Origin of the sequence: Streptomyces sp. NPDC048295 (genome assembly GCF_040652135.1) — a bacterium.
Lineage (GTDB): Bacteria > Actinomycetota > Actinomycetes > Streptomycetales > Streptomycetaceae > Streptomyces.
The window spans coordinates 70,211-87,018 of sequence record NZ_JBEZLL010000011.1 but is presented as its reverse complement, the minus strand read 5'-3'; the positions used below and the strand labels follow the sequence as shown (position 1 = coordinate 87,018).

Annotated in this window: 16 protein-coding genes; 6 read left to right on the top strand and 10 right to left on the bottom strand. The window is 73.0% G+C overall.

The features are described 5' to 3' along the window. Positions 1 to 24 precede the first annotated feature (24 nt). Positions 25 to 1,077, top strand: a complete 1,053-nt coding sequence (hemE, locus tag AB0D53_RS18460; protein ID WP_362447325.1) for a uroporphyrinogen decarboxylase — start codon at positions 25 to 27, stop codon at positions 1,075 to 1,077. Between the two features lie 25 nt (positions 1,078 to 1,102). Here hemE and AB0D53_RS18455 read toward each other — a convergent pair whose 3' ends face one another. Both AB0D53_RS18455 and AB0D53_RS18450 read right to left on the bottom strand, forming a co-directional pair. Continuing rightward, positions 1,103 to 2,488, bottom strand: coding sequence for an FAD-dependent oxidoreductase (locus AB0D53_RS18455; protein WP_362447322.1), 1,386 nt, complete (start codon positions 2,486 to 2,488; stop codon positions 1,103 to 1,105). A gap of 37 nt (positions 2,489 to 2,525) precedes the next feature. Beyond that, on the bottom strand, positions 2,526 to 3,449 hold the full coding sequence (locus tag AB0D53_RS18450; RefSeq protein WP_362447318.1) for a DUF4349 domain-containing protein: 924 nt from the start codon (positions 3,447 to 3,449) through the stop codon (positions 2,526 to 2,528). A 173-nt stretch (positions 3,450 to 3,622) separates the two neighbouring features. Between AB0D53_RS18450 and hemG the strand changes: the two genes are divergently transcribed. Both hemG and hemQ read left to right on the top strand, forming a co-directional pair. Beyond that, on the top strand, positions 3,623 to 5,110 hold the full coding sequence (gene hemG, locus AB0D53_RS18445; RefSeq protein ID WP_362447315.1) for a protoporphyrinogen oxidase: 1,488 nt from the start codon (positions 3,623 to 3,625) through the stop codon (positions 5,108 to 5,110). A gap of 4 nt (positions 5,111 to 5,114) precedes the next feature. Beyond that, a complete protein-coding gene (gene hemQ / locus AB0D53_RS18440; RefSeq protein ID WP_362447313.1) occupies positions 5,115 to 5,843 on the top strand; it encodes a hydrogen peroxide-dependent heme synthase in 729 nt (242 codons plus the stop codon). A 161-nt stretch (positions 5,844 to 6,004) separates the two neighbouring features. Here the strand turns inward: hemQ and AB0D53_RS18435 are convergent, their stop codons facing one another. The 4 genes from AB0D53_RS18435 to AB0D53_RS18420 all read right to left on the bottom strand — a co-directional run bounded on the left by AB0D53_RS18435 (position 6,005) and on the right by AB0D53_RS18420 (position 10,164). Further along, entirely contained in the window at positions 6,005 to 6,805 is an 801-nt protein-coding gene (locus tag AB0D53_RS18435; RefSeq protein WP_362447310.1) for a TIGR04222 domain-containing membrane protein, read from the bottom strand. A gap of 79 nt (positions 6,806 to 6,884) precedes the next feature. Next, positions 6,885 to 7,931 carry a TIGR04222 domain-containing membrane protein gene (locus tag AB0D53_RS18430; protein WP_362447307.1) on the bottom strand — a complete coding sequence of 349 codons (1,047 nt, stop codon included), beginning with the start codon at positions 7,929 to 7,931 and terminating at the stop codon, positions 6,885 to 6,887. A gap of 5 nt (positions 7,932 to 7,936) precedes the next feature. Beyond that, positions 7,937 to 9,235: a DUF692 domain-containing protein gene (locus AB0D53_RS18425; protein WP_362447304.1), complete on the bottom strand. Its 1,299-nt coding sequence runs from the start codon at positions 9,233 to 9,235 to the stop codon at positions 7,937 to 7,939. Positions 9,236 to 9,411: 176 nt separating this feature from the next. Beyond that, the gene (locus AB0D53_RS18420) at positions 9,412 to 10,164 is read right to left on the bottom strand and encodes a peptidyl-tRNA hydrolase (protein WP_362447690.1); all 753 of its coding nucleotides are present in this window, start codon (positions 10,162 to 10,164) and stop codon (positions 9,412 to 9,414) included. Positions 10,165 to 10,280: 116 nt separating this feature from the next. On the opposite strand from AB0D53_RS18420, the gene AB0D53_RS18415 reads away from it, so the two are divergent. The 3 genes from AB0D53_RS18415 to AB0D53_RS18405 are packed head-to-tail and all read left to right on the top strand — an operon-like array spanning position 10,281 to position 12,516. Next, positions 10,281 to 10,958, top strand: a complete 678-nt coding sequence (locus tag AB0D53_RS18415) for an AIM24 family protein (protein WP_329819618.1) — start codon at positions 10,281 to 10,283, stop codon at positions 10,956 to 10,958. A 44-nt stretch (positions 10,959 to 11,002) separates the two neighbouring features. Beyond that, on the top strand, positions 11,003 to 11,851 hold the full coding sequence (locus AB0D53_RS18410; protein WP_362447687.1) for an ATP-binding cassette domain-containing protein: 849 nt from the start codon (positions 11,003 to 11,005) through the stop codon (positions 11,849 to 11,851). Continuing rightward, positions 11,848 to 12,516 carry an ABC transporter gene (locus AB0D53_RS18405; protein WP_362447300.1) on the top strand — a complete coding sequence of 223 codons (669 nt, stop codon included), beginning with the start codon at positions 11,848 to 11,850 and terminating at the stop codon, positions 12,514 to 12,516. Before AB0D53_RS18410 ends, AB0D53_RS18405 begins: the two co-directional genes overlap by 4 nt. Position 12,517: 1 nt before the next feature. On the opposite strand, the gene AB0D53_RS18400 is transcribed toward AB0D53_RS18405, so the two are convergent. The 4 genes from AB0D53_RS18400 to zapE all read right to left on the bottom strand — a co-directional run bounded on the left by AB0D53_RS18400 (position 12,518) and on the right by zapE (position 16,781). Beyond that, a complete protein-coding gene (locus AB0D53_RS18400; RefSeq protein WP_362447297.1) occupies positions 12,518 to 13,393 on the bottom strand; it encodes a polysaccharide deacetylase family protein in 876 nt (291 codons plus the stop codon). A 264-nt stretch (positions 13,394 to 13,657) separates the two neighbouring features. Further along, positions 13,658 to 15,058 carry an alkaline phosphatase PhoX gene (locus AB0D53_RS18395; protein WP_362447294.1) on the bottom strand — a complete coding sequence of 467 codons (1,401 nt, stop codon included), beginning with the start codon at positions 15,056 to 15,058 and terminating at the stop codon, positions 13,658 to 13,660. Positions 15,059 to 15,183: 125 nt separating this feature from the next. Then, a complete protein-coding gene (locus AB0D53_RS18390; protein ID WP_362447291.1) occupies positions 15,184 to 15,609 on the bottom strand; it encodes an OsmC family protein in 426 nt (141 codons plus the stop codon). Positions 15,610 to 15,689: 80 nt separating this feature from the next. Next, a complete protein-coding gene (zapE, locus tag AB0D53_RS18385) occupies positions 15,690 to 16,781 on the bottom strand; it encodes a cell division protein ZapE (protein ID WP_329819624.1) in 1,092 nt (363 codons plus the stop codon). Positions 16,782 to 16,808: the final 27 nt, after the last annotated feature.

Below are 16,808 nucleotides of genomic sequence, written 5' to 3'. Positions count from 1 at the left end.
GGTGTGAGTGCCAACGATCGCCCCATGGGCCAGCAGACGAAGACCTCCGCCACCCATGAGTCGGCGTTCCTGAAGGCGTGCCGCCGCGAACCCGTGCCGCACACGCCGGTCTGGTTCATGCGCCAGGCCGGGCGCTCGCTGCCCGAGTACCTGAAGGTCCGCGAAGGCATCCCGATGCTCGACTCCTGCATGATGCCGGAGCTGGTCGCGGAGATCACGATGCAGCCGGTCCGCCGGCACAAGGTCGACGCCGCGATCTACTTCAGCGACATCGTCGTACCGCTCAAGGCCATCGGGATCGACCTCGACATCAAGCCCGGTGTCGGTCCGGTCATCGCCGACCCGATCCGCACCCGCGCCGATCTGGCCCGGCTGCGCGACCTCACGCCCGAGGACGTCGGCTACGTCACCGAGGCCATCGGCCTGCTCACCGCCGAGCTCGGCGCCACCCCCCTGATCGGTTTCGCCGGGGCGCCCTTCACCCTCGCCAGCTACCTCGTGGAGGGCGGCCCGTCCCGCAACCACGAGCACACCAAGGCCCTGATGTACGGCGACCCGCAGCTCTGGGCGGATCTGCTCGACCGGCTCGCCGAGATCACCGGCGCCTTCCTCAAGGTGCAGATCGAGGCGGGCGCCTCGGCCGTCCAGCTCTTCGACTCCTGGGTGGGCGCGCTGGCCCCCGCCGACTACCGGCGCTCGGTGCTGCCCGCCTCGGCGAAGGTCTTCGAGGCCGTCGCCCCGTACGGCGTCCCGCGCATCCACTTCGGCGTCGGCACCGGTGAGCTCCTCGGCCCGATGGGCGAGGCGGGCGCGGATGTCGTCGGCGTCGACTGGCGCGTCCCGCTGGACGAGGCCGCGCGCCGGGTCGGGCCCGGCAAGGCGCTCCAGGGCAACCTCGACCCCGCGGTGCTGTTCGCGCCGACGGCGACGGTGGAGGAGAAGGCCCAGGAGGTGCTGGACGCCGCCGCCGGCCTCGAAGGCCATGTCTTCAACCTGGGCCACGGCGTGATGCCGACGATGGACCCGGACGCGCTGACCCGGCTCGTCGAGTACGTGCACACCAGCACCGAGCGCTGAGCCGCTGGGGCCGGGCACCGCGTACTCAGCCGGTGCCCGCCCGGCGCACCGCGGTCACCGCCTTGCGGGCCGCCACCAGGACGGGGTCCCAGACGGGGGAGAACGGCGGGGCGTAGCCCAGGTCGAGGGCGGTCATCCGCTCCACCGTCATCCCGGCCGTGAGCGCCACGGCCGCGATGTCCACGCGCTTGGCCGCCCCGTCCCGGCCCACGATCTGCACCCCGAGCAGCCGGCCCGTGCGGTACTCCGCGAGCATCTTCACCGTCATGGGCCGCGCCCCCGGGTAGTAGCCCGCCCGGCCCGTCGACTCGATCGTCGCCGTGACGAACCGCAGGCCCACCGCGCGGGCGTCCTTCTCGCGCAGCCCGGTGCGCGCGATCTCCAGATCGCACACCTTGCTGACCGCCGTGCCGACCACCCCCGGGAACGTCCCGTAGCCGCCCGCCACGTTGGACCCGATGATCTGGCCGTGCTTGTTGGCGTGGGTGCCCAGCGCGATGTGACGGGTGCGGCCCGCCACCAGGTCCAGGACCTCCACGCAGTCGCCGCCCGCCCAGATGTTGTCGTGGCCGACGACCCGCATCGACAGATCGGTCAGCAGTCCGCCGTGCGGGCCCAGCGGGAGGCCGACGGCGCGCGCCAGCGTCGTCTCCGGCTCCACCCCGATGCCGAGCACCACCACGTCCGCCGGGTAGGAGGCGTCGCCCGTGGCGACCGCGCGGACCCGGCCGTCCGAACCGGTGCGGATCGCGGTGACCTCGGCCCGGTTGACCGTGGTGATGCCGAGCCCGTCCATCGCGTCGTGCACCAGCCGCCCCATGTCGGGGTCGAGTGTCGCCATCGGCTGCTCGCCGCGGTTGAGCACGGTCACGTCGAAGCCGTGCTTCAGCATCGCCTCCGCCATCTCCACGCCGATGTAGCCCGCCCCGACGACCACCGCCCGCCTGCTGCCCGGCGCCCGGTCCAGCGACTCCAGCAGCGCCTGGCCGTCGTCCAGCGTCTGCACCCCGTGCACCCCGGGCGCGTCCATGCCGGGCAGCGCCGGGCGCACGGGGCGGGCGCCCGTGGCGATCACCAGCTTGTCGAAGCCCGTCCAGTACGTCTCGCCGGTGCCCAGGTCCACGGCCCGCACCCGCTGCCCGGCGACATCGATCTCCGTGACCTCGGTGCGCGTCCTGAGGTCGATCTCGCGGGCCCGGTGCTCCTGAGGCGTACGGGCGATGAGCGCGTCCCGGTCCGTGACGTCGCCGCCGACCCAGTACGGGATGCCGCAGGCGGAGTACGAGGTGAAGTGGGACCGCTCGAAGGCGACGATCTCCAGCTCGCCGGGGCCCTTGAGCCTGCGGGCCTGTGACGCGGCGGACATGCCCGCCGCGTCACCGCCGATGATCACCAGTCGCTCCGTCGCCATGCCTGGTCCCTTCGACACCGAGTCCGAAGGGACCACGCTACGACGCCGGGGGAGCGGGCGAGGTGCCGGCGGCCCCGGGCGTGCGCGGCTTGCGGCGTCCGGGCAGCCGGTGGCGCAGCAGCCGCCACAGCAGCAGGAGCACCGCGAGCGCGGCCAGGAACGGGGCCGCGGCGCCCACCGCCATCGCGAGCCACAGCAGCACCGTCACGAAGGCGTGCCAGCCTCCGGAGAGCGCGTCCAGGAAGCCGGGGCCGTCGTCGCCTCCCTTCGCCGCCGTCTCCGGCTCCGAGAGGTCGAGGGTGACCGTGGCGAGCGAGGTGCGGTCCGCCAGTGACGCCTGCCGGGCGAGCAGCGACTCCAAGGACGCCTGGCGGCTGCTCAGTTCGCCCTCCAGCGTGACCACGTCGCTGAGCTTCCCGGCCTGTTCCATCAGCTTCCGCACGCGCGCCACACTCGCCCGCTGGGTGGCGATCCGGCTCTCCACGTCGACCACCTGGTCGGTGACATCCTTCGCCGACGAGGTGCGCGACAGCAGCTTCCCGGTACCCGCGAGTTCCTTCAGCACCGCGTCGTACTCGCCCTGCGGAACGCGCAGCACGAGGTGGGTCATCTCATGGGTGTCGTCGACCCGCTCGGTCTCCTCGTCGGCCACCAGACCGCCCGAACCCTCCGCGACCGAACGGGCGACCGCGGCCGCCTTCGGTACGTTCCTCACCTCCACCGAGAGCGTGGCGGTACGGATGACATGGGTGCCTGCGGGCAGGGCATCGGACTTCTTCCGCTGCGAGGCCGCACCGCCCGCCCCCTGCTCCGCCTTCCCGGACGCGGCGTCGGCGGCGCCCCGCTCGGCCGCGCCGAGCGCTCTCTTGCTGTCCCCGGAACCGGCGTCGCTGGCGCTGTCCGACGCACCGCAGCCGCTCAGCGCGAGGAGGCCGGCGACCAGGCCGGCCGCCAGAAGCATGCGCGGACGACGGACGGTTGAACGGCCGGGATGCCGGTAGGTCTGCATGACTGCCCCCCAAGGCGGGTCGTTGACGATGCCGGTTCGACGTACGGCCTCCGCAGCGGGTTGCCGCAGGACGGTTTCGAAGCAGTCACGTTCAGGACTCGGAAGAGGTTTGAGAGAGTGGGGGCATGCAGCGTTCACACAACCGCGCGGTCCAGGGCACCGGACATGTCGTCGTCATCGGCGGAGGCATCGCCGGTCTCGCGGCCGCCCACCGGCTTCTGGGGGCCGGACTGCGCGTCACCCTGCTCGAAGCCACCGAGCGGCTCGGCGGCAAACTCATGACCGGTGAGATCGCCGGGACCCGGGTCGATCTGGGCGCCGAGTCGATGCTCGCCCGGCGCCCGGAGGCGGTCGGCCTGGCACGCGACGTCGGGCTCGGCGACCGATTGCAGCCACCCGCCACGGCCACCGCCTCGGTCTGGACACGCGACGCCCTGCGGCCCATGCCCAAGGGCCATGTGATGGGCGTGCCCGGAGATCCGGCGGCGCTCGGCGAACTGCTCTCCCCCGAGGGCCTCGCCCGCATCGCGCAGGAGCGGGATCTCACCCCGACCCCCGTCGGCGACGATGTCGCCGTCGGCGCGTACGTCGCCGACCGCCTGGGCCGCGAGGTCGTCGACCGGCTCGTGGAGCCGCTGCTCGGCGGTGTGTACGCGGGCGACGCCTACCGGATCTCGATGCGCGCCGCCGTACCGCAGCTCTTCGAGGCGGCCCGGGAGGGCGGCTCGCTGCTCGACGGCGTCCGGCGCATCCAGGAGCGGGCCGCGGCCCGGCAGCAGACCGGACCGGTCTTCCAGGGCATCGACGGCGGCATCGGCACCCTGCCCGGCGCGGTCGCCGACGCCGTACGCGCGGCGGGCGGGGAGATCCTGACCGCCACCCCCGTCCTCGGCCTGAGCCGTACCGCCGAGGGCTGGGACATCCGCACGGACAGCCGGGTGATCACCGCCGACGGCGTCGTGCTCGCCGCCCCGGCCTGGTCCGCCTCCACGCTGCTCGCCGCCGAGTCCCCCGCGGCCTCCGCCGAGCTCGCCGCCGTCGAGTACGCGTCGATGGCGCTCGTCACCATGGCCTTCCGCCGCTCCGACGTCGCCGCCACGACCGCACTCCAGGGCCGCTCCGGCTTCCTCGTCCCCCCGGTCGACGGCCGCACCATCAAGGCGTCCACCTTCTCCTCCCACAAGTGGAACTGGGTCGCCGAATCGGCCCCGGACCTCTTTGTGCTGCGTACCTCCGTCGGCCGCTACGGCGAGGAGGACCACATCCACCGCGAGGACCACGAGCTCGTCGACGTGTCGCTGCGCGACCTCGCCGAGGCGACCGGACTGGCCGCGAAGCCGGTGGACACCGAAGTCACCCGGTGGACGGGCGGACTGCCCCAGTACCCCGTGGGCCACCTCTCCCGGGTCGCCAGGATCCGTGACGAGGTCGCCAAGCTGCCCGGCCTGCGGGTCTGCGGAGCGGTCTACGACGGCGTCGGCATCCCGGCGTGCATCGCGAGCGCCCACCGCGCCGCGGACGAAATCGCGGCCGGGCCGGGCAGCGGTTCCGGCGAAGAGATCATCGCCACGTCGACCCTGGTTACGGGCACACGGAGCGAGGCGGGACAATAGCCGTATGAGTGCGCCTGAGACTGTGAAATCAAGCAAGGGCCCCAACGCGGGTAAGAAGGCCAAGGACCTCAACGAGGTCATCCGCTACACGCTGTGGTCCGTCTTCAAGCTGCGCGACGTCCTGCCCGCTGACCGGGCCGGTTACGCCGACGAGGTCCAGGAGCTGTTCGACCAGCTCGCGGCCAAGGACATCACCGTCCGCGGGACCTACGACGTCTCCGGCCTGCGCGCCGAGGCCGACGTCATGATCTGGTGGCACGCCGAGACGGCGGACGAGCTGCAGGAGGCGTACAACCTCTTCCGGCGCACCCGGCTCGGCCTGGCACTGGAGCCGGTCTGGTCGAACATGGCGCTGCACCGCCCCGCCGAGTTCAACAAGTCGCACATCCCGGCGTTCCTGGCCGACGAGACGCCGCGCAACTACATCAGCGTGTACCCCTTCGTGCGCTCCTACGACTGGTACCTGCTGCCCGACGAGGACCGTCGCCGCATGCTCGCGGACCACGGCAAGATGGCCCGCGGCTACCCCGACGTCCGGGCCAACACCGTCGCCTCCTTCTCGCTCGGCGACTACGAGTGGATCCTCGCCTTCGAGGCCGACGAGCTCTACCGCATCGTCGACCTGATGCGCCACCTGCGGGCCTCCGAGGCGCGGATGCACGTCCGTGAAGAGGTCCCGTTCTACACGGGGCGCAGGAAGTCGGTTGCAGACCTGGTGGCCGGGCTCGCGTAGCGAGCGGGCTCCGACCACCCCAACCCGGAAGATCAGACGGCGGGCACCGGCGCATTCGCGCTGCCCGTCGTTCCAGCGACACCGGGTTCGGCTCCGGGTGCGGCGCGCCGTCGGCGCGCCGCACCGGCGTCATCCGCACCACCCGTGACGGACCGGCGGCACTACCGCAGCGGTCCGCCCGCGCCGCCGCCGAGCGCGGCCCGAAGCGCCGGATCGGCCACGGCGCGCACACCCCCCACGGCGAGCGCCGCCAGGACGTCGCGGTCCGCCCCCGCGGCCGGGACCTCGTTCGCGGCCAGCAGCCGCTGACCGGCCGGTGAGGCCCACGAGTCGTACGGATGGATCTCCATCCGGGCAATGGCCAGACAACCGACGGTCAGCGCGAACGGCAGCCCGAACCAGACGAGCAGCGACATCACCGGCCCGCCGGGCCCGTGTTCCTGACCGGGCATCAGCAGCACGGCACCGCCCGTCGCGACCACCAGCAGAGCCGCGCCCCGCACCGCGCGCACCGCGCCGACGAGCTCCGTCCCGGCGCCGCCGGGCAACGCCAGGCCCGCGGCGACGAGCCGGTCGGCCAGGGCACGCACGGCGTCGGCGGTGGCCACGGCCGCCCGCACCGGCGCTGTCCGCGACTGGCCCTGCGGACCTATCGCCCGTATCACCGTGCGCTCCATCTCGTCGCGGCCCGCCGGGTCGACGATCGTCGCCCAGCCGGTGTGGGCGAGCAGCAGCCGTCGGCGCAGATGCATGGTGGCCAGCGCCAGATCGACCACCCGGTGGGGGCCACCGGACAGGAACGCGGTCTCGTACAGCGTCAGTTCATGACCGGTGCCGATGCCCGGCCCGGCCTGCCCGGACGCGTCGGACAGCAGCCCCGTGCGCGCCGATACGAGGCAGAGCCGTGCGCACGAGATGGCTGCCGCACCCCATGCGACCAGCAGGAACAGAACCCAGAGCATGGCGGATTTCTATGCGAGGCGGGCCGGGAAAGCCATGGCCTGTTCATCATGCGGACGATTCGGCGGCGCCGAGAACGCCCTAACCGCCACAACTGGAGCCGCCACCGCAGCTGCTGCCGGAGGAGCAGCTCGAACCGCTGCTGCCACCGCAGCCGGAGCCGCTCGACCCGCCGCAGCCCGAGCCGGACCCCGATCCACAGCCCGACCCGGAGCTGCATCCGCCCCCGCCCCCGCCGCCGCCCGCGTCGCCGGAGCTTCCGCAACTGCCCTGGCCGGGGCTCGTACCGGCGCACCACACCACCGGTGCGAGGAGCAGCGCGGAGGCGCCCGCAGTCGCCGTCGCCGCAGTGTGCGCGCGCCGGCCCGCCCCCCGTCCGCCCGGCTGCATCCGGGCCGCCGCGATCAGCTGTGCCTGGAGCAGGGGATCGGGGAGGGCCCGCAGCCCTTGCGTGGCGACCAGATGGGCCGGCTGCGGGTTGCCCGCCCGGGCGGAGCGGTACGCCTCGGCGGCCCGCCGCCCCGGCCCGGTGACGCGTCCCCGGGCGCTGCCGGCGCAGATGAAGCCGATGACGAAGCCGGGGATCAGGGCCGGGAGCACCTTGAAGACGAACGGCACGGGGGAGTCCGGGGACAATTCGTCGGACAGCGACTGTGTGACGGTCACCACGACGGTGAGCGGCACGGCCAGCAGGCAGATCAGTCCCTGGGCGATGCCCCAGCGGCGCCGGATCCGGCCCGTGGCGGGTGCGGCCAGCAGGCCGCGGGCCGCGAGCCCGTCGCCGATCTCCTGCACCGCGGGGTGCCGCATCACCGCCTCGCGCAGGGTGTGCAGCGCGCCGCTGGGGGCCATGGCGTGTTCCTGGAGCACCGCCCGCTCCACCGGGTCCCGGGCGTCGGCCCGCTGGACGGCGACGATTCCGGGACCGCCGACGGCGATCCGCCCGTCCGTCTGCAGCGCGGTGAGCGCGGTGTCCACGACCCTGCCCGGACCGCCGTTGAGGAAGGCGGCCTCGTAGAGGTCGTGGACGGATCCGCCGGCGCCGCCACGGGCCCGCGCCACCCCCACGATCAGGAGGACGGAGGAGATCACGACGCCGAGATCCACCAGCAGTGCCAGGGTGTTCATGCCGGTCACCTTCCGGTCAGGGCCGCGCGGGCCGCTCGTACGAGCCGGGTGGTGCGGCGCGGCGGGCGTGCGCCGGCCCGGTCCTGCCACCAGTGGGTCAGCCGGCGCCGCGCGGCGTCGTCGGCGGGCCCGCCCGCGATCAGCAGGTCCTCGGCGAAGTCCAGTGCGTCGCGCCGGTATCCGGCGGACATGGGACGGGCCGCGGCGTACGCGAGGAAGGCGTCCCGGTATCCGGCGCCCAGGATCTCCGGCAGCTCGGGTGCCACCTTGGCGACGACGCCGGCCCGCTTGGCGGCCAGCGCGCGGCTCTGGATCCCGAGGCGGCGCCGGTCGAAGCCCTGCGGTGCGGGGCCACCGGCGACCAGGGCGGAGAGCAGCGCGCTCTGGGAGGCCGCGAGCCGGTCGCGGGCGGCGTCCGGGGGAGCGGGCGCTCCGGTCCGCGCGGCCGTACGGACACCCGGTGCGGGCCGCGTCGTGCTCGCCGCCGCCCGGTCCAGGGTGGCGCGGATCGTGTCCAGTTCGCCCGCCAGCTCTCCGGCGGGCGGGAAGTCGTCGTCGCGTTCCAGGAGGACGCCGGGCGGGTCGACCCGGGCGCGGAGTTCGGCGAGGACGTCGAGTACGGGTTCGGTGACCGGGTGGGCGTGGGTGTCGTGCCAGACGCCGTCCTTCTCGACACCGCCCGCCACATGTACGTACGCGATGGCCTCCACCGGCAGCTCGCCGAGCGCGGTGGTTGGGTCCTCGCCCCGGTTGACGTGGTTGGTGTGCAGATTGGCGACATCGATCAGCAGCCGGACCCCGGTGCGCTCGACCAGCTCGGCGAGGAACTGTCCCTCGGTCAGTTCCTCGCCGGGCCACGAGATCAGCGCCGCGATGTTCTCCAGGGCCAGCGGAACCGGCAGCGCGTCCTGCGCGATGCGCACGTTCTCGCAGAGCACGTCCAGCGCGTCCCGGGTCCGCGGTACGGGCAGCAGATGGCCCGCCTCCAGCCCCGGCGAAGAGGTGCGCGGCCCCCCGGCCCGTACGAACGCGATGTGCTCGGTCACCAGCGGCGCGGAGAGCAGCTCGGCGCGGGCGGCGAGATCCGCGAGCCGTCCCGCGTCGGGGCGTTCGGCCCCGCCGAGGCCCAGCGAGACGCCGTGCGGCACGACCGTGACCCCCCGCTCCCTGAGCCGGGCCAGCGAATCGGGCAGATGGCCGGTGCAGATGTTCTCCGCCACCGCCTCCACCCAGTCGATCCCCGGCAGTGCCTCGACGGCCTCCGCGATCTCCGGCCGCCAGCCGATACCGATCCCCAGCCTCATACCGTCCCCCTCCTCCACTCCGTGCAGGGCTCATGGCCCTTCAGGGCGGTGGTGAATCCGAACAGGAGGACGTTCAGAGCTTGATTTGAGGTTCCCGGTCCGCGGCGGTCCGGGCGGGGACGGCCCTCGGGGCCGGGCACCGGGACCGGGCTGGGACGGAGCCGCCCCGCCGGTGGTCAGCCGCGTCGCAGCGCCGGGTGGTCGGCGACCACCGTGCACGAGCCGGGGGCGATCTCGGTGAAACCGGCGTCACGCACCACCGGAAGCCCGCTCTCCGTGAGTTCCCGCCAGCGGTCCGCCTCCGCGGTGGCCACCGAGAGCGGAAAGCCCGCCTCGCGCCACGCCTTGCGCTCCGTCTCCGACAGCTCCCACCAGGCGAGCTGCGCGCCGTGCCCGGCCTGTGCCATGGCCTTGCCCGCCGACATGTCCAGCTCCGGGTTGAGCCACAGCACCGGCCCCGAGGGACCGGGTGCGGCCGGCGGCTCGGGGTCGTCCAGATCCGTACCCGACACCTGAAGCTTCGCCAGCTCCTTCGGCCAGCCGTCCAGCGGCACCGGAGGGAAGACCCGCACCTCGGCGCTCTCGCCCGTGACCGTGATGCCCGGCAGCGCGGACGCCTTGCGCCACTCCGCGCCGCGCGCCCGTCGCACCACCTTGCGGATCCGGGCGTCCTGCCAGTCGCGCATCGCCCGTGCCCACTCGCCCTCGCCGTCCGAGCGCTCGTCGGAGAGCATCACGAGCACCGCGCGGGCGGCGGTCCGCAACGCGTCGGTACGGGCCGGGGGAGCCGTCTTCTCGATGTGCACGACCAGCGGCAGTACGTACTGCGGTGCTTCGTCGCGGTCCGTCGGCTCCGGCCGGAACGGACTGTCCGCCGCGGGCGAGTAGGGTGTGCCCGGGGATCCGGACGGGGTCGCGGGCGGGGTCACGGACAGGGTTACGGACAGGGTTACGGGGGTGTCGTCGCTGCTCACCCGTCCAGTCTGCCAGCCGCCCGGAAGCCGGCTCTTGGCGGAATGAATCGCTCCGGGTGAGGATGCACCGCATGAAGAGCGATCTCTTTTCCAGCGAGAACATGGCACAGCAGGCAACCGCCCCCGGAATGACCCTGCAGAACGCCAAATCCATCAAGTACGCGGTCAACGGCGAGATGCACGCCCGTCAGGGTTCGATGATCGCCTTCCGCGGCGATCTGCAGTTCGAGCGCAAGGGGCAGGGCATAGGCGGCATGCTCAAGCGCGCCGTCACCGGCGAGGGGCTGCCGCTGATGGCGGTCCGCGGCCAGGGCGAGGCATGGTTCGCGCACGAGGCCGCCAACTGCTTCATCGTGGACATGGAGCACGGCGACGTCCTCACGATCAACGGCCGCAACGTGCTCTGTTTCGACGCCACCCTCTCGTACGAGATCAAGACCGTGAAGGGCGCCGGGATGACCGGTGGCGGGCTCTTCAACAGCGTCTTCACCGGGTACGGCAAGCTCGGCCTGATGTGCGAGGGCCACCCCATCGTGATCCCCGTCACGCCGCAGCAGCCGGTCTGTGTCGACACGGACGCGGTGGTCGGCTGGAGCGCCAACCTGACCACCTCGCTGCACCGCTCGCAGAGCTTCGGCTCCATGATCCGCGGCGGGTCCGGGGAGGCCGTCCAACTGCGGCTGGACGGCGAGGGCTTCGTGATCGTACGACCCAGCGAGGCCAAGCCCGAGAAGGCGACGGCCAACTGAAGCTGACAGGCGTGGGGCGGCGGTACGGCCTCGGTGGACCCTGGGTGCTGCGCGGGATCGGCCTCGACCTGCCCGCGCACACCCTGATCCGGATCGAGGGCGCCAACGGCACGGGGAAGTCGACCCTGTTGAGGCTGCTCGCCGGGATCGACTCCCCGACGGAGGGCCGGATCACCGGCCGCCGGCCGCGTACGGCGTACGTCCCCGAGAGGTTCTCCGCCGCGCTGCCGTTCACCGCGGCCGGCTATCTCGTCCACCTCGGCCGCATCCACGGCCTGCGCACCCCCGAGGCGGCGGACCGGGCGCGGGCGTGGCTCGACCGCTTCGGGGCCGCCGGCCACGCCCGAACACCGCTTCCCGAACTCTCCAAGGGCACCAGCCAGAAGGTCGCGGTCGCCCAGGCGCTCCTCGCCGAGCCGGAGCTGCTGATCCTGGACGAGGCGTGGACCGGGCTCGACACGGAGGCCCGCGACGAACTGGACCTGGCCGTGGCCGAACGGGTCGCGGCCGGTGCCACCGTCGTCTTCGTCGACCACGACCCGCGCCGGCTCGCCGGGTCGGCCGACGCCGTGTTCCGGATCGAGGGCAGCGGCCTGCGCGCCGCGTCCGGCGCACCGGCCGCGCGGCGGGGCCCGCGGGTACGGATCGAGGCGGCGGGCCCGCCCGGCGCCTCGCTCTCCGCCGGACTGCCGGGGGATCCGGAGCACACACCCGCGGCCGACGGGGGCGTGCGGTTCACCGTCGCGGCCACGCACTCCGACGCACTGCTGCGCGCCCTGCTCACCGCGCGGCCGCCCTGGCACATCCGGCAACTGGCCGCCGCCCCCGGCACCGGGCAGGACCCGGTGACCGACGGCCCCGCGCACCGCACCCCGACCCCCGAGGCACCATGACCGCGCTCCTGCGCTACCAGACCGCCCTGCTGGTGCGCTCCCAGCGCTGGCTCGCCCCGGTCCTGCTGTACGCGGCCTTCGTCGGCATCGGGGTGCAGTGGGGGCAGCCCGTCCTCGACTCGCTCGGCTACGCCGCCGCCGGGCTCCTGCCCGTCACCGCCTGGCTCGTGCAGCTCTGTGCTGGCCAGGAGCCGCCGGCGGCCCGGACCGTCACCGCCGCGGTGGCCGGATCACCGAAGGCGCATCTGGCCGCGCTGCTCGCCGGGACCGGCTGCGCCGGGCTGCTGGGCGCGGCCGCCACCCTGGTCGTGCTGCTGATCAGCAAGCCGGCCAGTACCGACAACACCGTCCGGGTGGCGCTGCTGCCCGCCGGGATCGCGGGGCTGCTCGCCGCCGTCTGCTGTGTGCTGCTGGGGGCGGCGATCGGCGCGCTCTGCACCCGTCCGCTGCTGCACCGGCGGGGCTGGTCCGTCGCCGTCACCGTACTCGCCTCGCTGCTGGCCCTGGTGACCGCCGGTTCGCCCGCGAACACCGCGGTGACGGGCCTGGTCACCGGAGCGCGGACGGGTACGGTCCACCTGCCCGTCCTGCCGTTCCTCGTCGCCGCCGCCCTCACCGCCGCGGCGTACGCGCTCGCCTGCAGACTGGCCGCCCTGCGCGGCTGACCTACGAGCCGCCCGCCGCGCGGATCAGGTCGGAGACCTTCACGAGGCGGTACCCCTGCCTGCGCAGTTCGGGGACCACCTGGCGTACCGCCTCGTCCGTGACCGGTGCCGCGCTGCGGGTGCAGTGCATGACGACCAGCGAGCCCGGTCGCACCCCGTCCAGCACCTGCCGGGCCACCGCGTCCGCGTCCGTCGCGAAGGCGTCCCCGCTGACGACGTCCCACTGCACCGCCGTCACCTTCTCGGGCGCGAGCGCGCGCAGCGACGCGTCGTCGTAGCAGCCGCCGGGGAAGCGGAAGTAGGGCACCGTGTTGCGCACCCCGGCCTTCCGGAACGAGGCGAAGGCCCGTGCCGCATCGGCGCGCATGTCGTCCTTCGCCACGGCCGGCAGCCCGTAGCAGGGGGATCTGAAGGCGTAGTGGCTGTACGAGTGGTTGGCGACCTCGAAGAGGGGGTCGGCGCCGATGGACCTGGCCTGCGCCGGGTACTCATCGGCCCACCGCCCCGTCATGAAAACCGTCGCGGGGACCTTCAGCTCCCGCAGCAGACCGATCAGTTCCGGGTTGTCGAAGTGCTCGCCCGCCGCCGCGCGCGGTCCCTCGGCGGCCGTCATGTCGGCGTCGAAGGTCAGCGCCACCACCTTCTCGCCGGTCCGCGGACCGTGCATGAAGACCGGAGTCCGCCCGTCGGGGCCGGGAGCCAGGGTGGGCGGCGGTGCCGGGGCCGCGGGCGACCGTGCATGGGCCACGGCAGGTGTGCGCCCTGCGGCCGGGGGGCCGTCGGTGGACGTGACGCCGTGGCCCCCGCAGCCGGCGAGGCTGCCGAGCACCACACCAAGAACAGTCAGATGGGTCGCTTTCCGTACGAAATGGGTCACCAATGGAAAGTATCGACTTGTCCGACTGATGAGTGGACGTAGTGCTTCTCCTTCACGGAGTCGTGCAGGGATTCACCCGGGCGATGCGCCTCTACGCGTACGCGCGAACCGCCACGACGTGTGCCGAAGGGGCCCCGTCGGTCGCCTCGACGACGATCCTCGGCGCCGTCGACGTGACCGGCTCGTCCAGCGTGTGCACCTGGCGGCGTCGGGGCAGTGGGAGGGGCGGACAATGTCTGTCCGCCCCCCCTGCACCTCAGCGCGTCAGCGCCACGGCCCCGTCACCGCGAACGTGGTCCCCGGTGTGTAGCAGTTCACGTACATCGTCCCGCCGTCCGGAGCGAACGTGACCCCGGCGAACTCCCCCCACTCGGGCTCCTGCGGTGTCCCGATGTTCTGCCGGCCCCGCGCCATCGCGTACACCTCGCCGCGCCGCGTCAGGCCGAACACATGCTGCGCGCCGCCGCCGTCCTCGCACACCATCAGCCCGCCGTCGGCGGCGAGGCAGATGTTGTCCGGGGACTCGCCCGGCAGCTGCACGTCGGTGCCGGGACCGAAGACGATCACGAGCGTGAGGCGGCGCCGCTTCGGCTCGTACCGCCACACCTGGCCGTAGTGGTCGGCGGCGGACCCCTCCGCGCTGTGCGCGAAGCTGGAGACGAAGTAGACCGAGGAGCCGCCCCAGTAGCAGCCCTCCAGCTTCTGCGCGTGCGTGATGCCCTTCCGGCCGAAGTCCTGGAACCGGATCGGTGTCTCTGTGGCCAGCGGATCGGGTACGGGGACCCACTCGATGCCCTCGAAGCTCGTGCCGGTCTCCTGGACCGCGGAGAGGTCGGGGACGCCCGGCACCCGCATGGCCTCCAGATGGCCGCCGGCCCGCAGCGAGCCGGTGCCGCCGAGCGGTTTCTCCGGCAGGAAGCGGTAGAAGAGCCCGAACGGCTTCTCGAACGCGTCCTCCGTCTCGTAGACGATCCCGCTCCTCGGGTCGATCGCGATGGCCTCGTGCTGGAAGCGGCCCATCGCGGTGAGCGGCACGGCCCCGGTGCGGTGCGGATCGGCGCCGTCCACCTCGAAGATGAAGCCGTGGTCCTTGGTGTAGCCGTTGGTGCCGGCTCTGTCCTCGGTCTCCTCGCAGGTCAGCCAGGTGTTCCAAGGGGTTCGCCCGCCCGCGCAGTTCACCGCCGTACCGGCGATGGCGACGCGTTCGCCCAGGACGTTGTTGCGGCCGTCGAGTTCCAGGGCCGTACAGCCGCCCTTGCCCATCGGGTCGTAGGTGAGGCCCTCGACGACCGGGACCGGGCGCTTCGCGGTGACCCGGTTCTCGTGGTTGCGGACCAGGCGGACATGGCCGTGGCGGCCCGCGAAGGCGGCCATTCCGTCGTGGTTGCCGGGGACCTGGCCCTCGCCGGAGCGGAGCGGGTCGCCCTCCCGGGACAGGACCCGGTAGCGGAAGCCCTTCGGGAGGTCGAGCAGACCGTCGGGGTCGGGCACCAGCGGGCCGTACCCGCTGTGTCCCCGGGCTTGTGCGGTCCCCGCGAAGAGTTCGGAGAAGGCCCCGGTGAAGGCGATGGAGGCGACGGCCGCGCCGCTGCCGGCCAGGACCTGGCGACGGGTGGCGGCCGGCCGTGACGTTTCTTCGGTCAGGCCTGACGTTTCTGATGACATGAGGCAACTCCCTGCTGGCGGACAGGAGAAGTGACCCGCATGTGTGTACCACGCGTATCGCCGCGCGGGAACCATGCGGGTCACCGGGCCACACGTGTGTCCCGGGCCGGGAGTGGCCCCTGTGGTCAGACCAGCGAGGCGGTGAGGGTGATCGTCGTGCCGGTCAGTGCCTGGCTGACCGGGCAGTTCGCCTTGGCCTCCTCGGCGGCCCTGACGAAGTCCGCCTCGTCGATCCCGGGCACCTGGCCCTGGACCGTGAGGTGGATGCCGGTGATGCCGGTACCGGGCTGGAGGGTGACGTCGGCCGTGGTGGTCAGCTGGGTCGACGGGGTGCCGGCCCCGGCCAGACCGTGGGCCAGCGCCATCGAGAAGCAGCTGGAGTGCGCCGCCGCGATGAGCTCCTCGGGAGAGGTCTTGCCGTTCGCCTTCTCCGCGCGGGACGGCCAGGAGACGTCGAATTCGCCGACGCCGGAGGAGTCGAGGGTGACGACCCCCTTGCCTTCGAGCAGGTTGCCGTCCCAGACCGTGTGAGCCTGACGCGTGGTTGCCATGCCGATTCCCTTCAAGCGGTGTGCGCGGTCGATACGGGGCCCGGGGTGCTCAAAGGCGCCCCGGGCGGTACGCCCCGAACCTACTGCGCCACCAGCCCCTTCGCGTCGCGCGCCAGCGCCGTCAGCCGGGAGATCGCCCGGAAGTACTTCTTCCGGTATCCGCCGTTCAGCATCTCTTCACTGAACAGCCGGTCGAACGGCATCCCGGAGGCGAGCACCGGGACCTCCCGGTCGTACAGCCGGTCCGCGAGGACGACGAGCCGCAGCGCGGTCGACTGGTCGGGCACCGGCTGGACCTCGGTGAGGCAGACCGCCCGCAGGCCGTCCGTCAGCGCGCCGTAGCGGCTCGGATGGACCCGGGCGAGATGGTCGAGCAGCGAGGGGAAGTCGTCCAGGCTGGCGCCCTCGGTGGCGTACGCGGCCCGGGTGACCTGCTCGTCGGAGTACGGCGGCGGGGCCTCGGGCAGCCCGCGGTGGCGGTAGTCCTCGCCGTCGATCCGCAGCGGACGGAAGTGCGCGGACAGCCCCTGGATCTCCCGCAGGAAGTCGGCCGCGGCGAACCGGCCCTCACCGAGCTTGCCGGGCAGTGTGTTGGAGGTGGCGGCGAGCGCGACCCCGGCTTCGACCAGCCTGCTCAGCAGCGACGACACCAGCACGGTGTCGCCCGGGTCGTCCAGCTCGAATTCGTCGATGCACAGCAGCCGGTGCCCGCTCAGCGTCTGCACGGTCTGCTGGAAGCCCAGCGCGCCGACCAGGTTGGTCAGCTCGACGAAGGTGCCGAACGCCTTCAGCGAGGGGGCGGCGGGGGTGGCATGCCACAGGGAGGCCAGCAGATGGGTCTTGCCGACGCCGTAGCCGCCGTCGAGGTAGACCCCGAGCGGTGCCGAGGGAGCGGCGGGCTTCCTGCTGAACCACTTGCGCTTGCCCGAGCCGCTGGCATGCGCCCCGCCGAGCCCGGCCGCGAAGTCGCCCAGGACCTTGACCGCCTCGGTCTGGCTCGGCTGGTTCGGGTCCGGGACGTACGTATCGAAGCGCACGGAGTCGAAGCGCGGCGGCGGCACCATCTCGGCGACCAGCCGGTCGGCGGGAACGCGGGGTTCACGTGCGCAGAGGGACAGGGGGGCCGTTTCGGCTATGGGGCTCTGCCCCGGCAGGGCTGTGGAGGACGACACAACTCTCCACCTTAAGCGCCGTGCCAG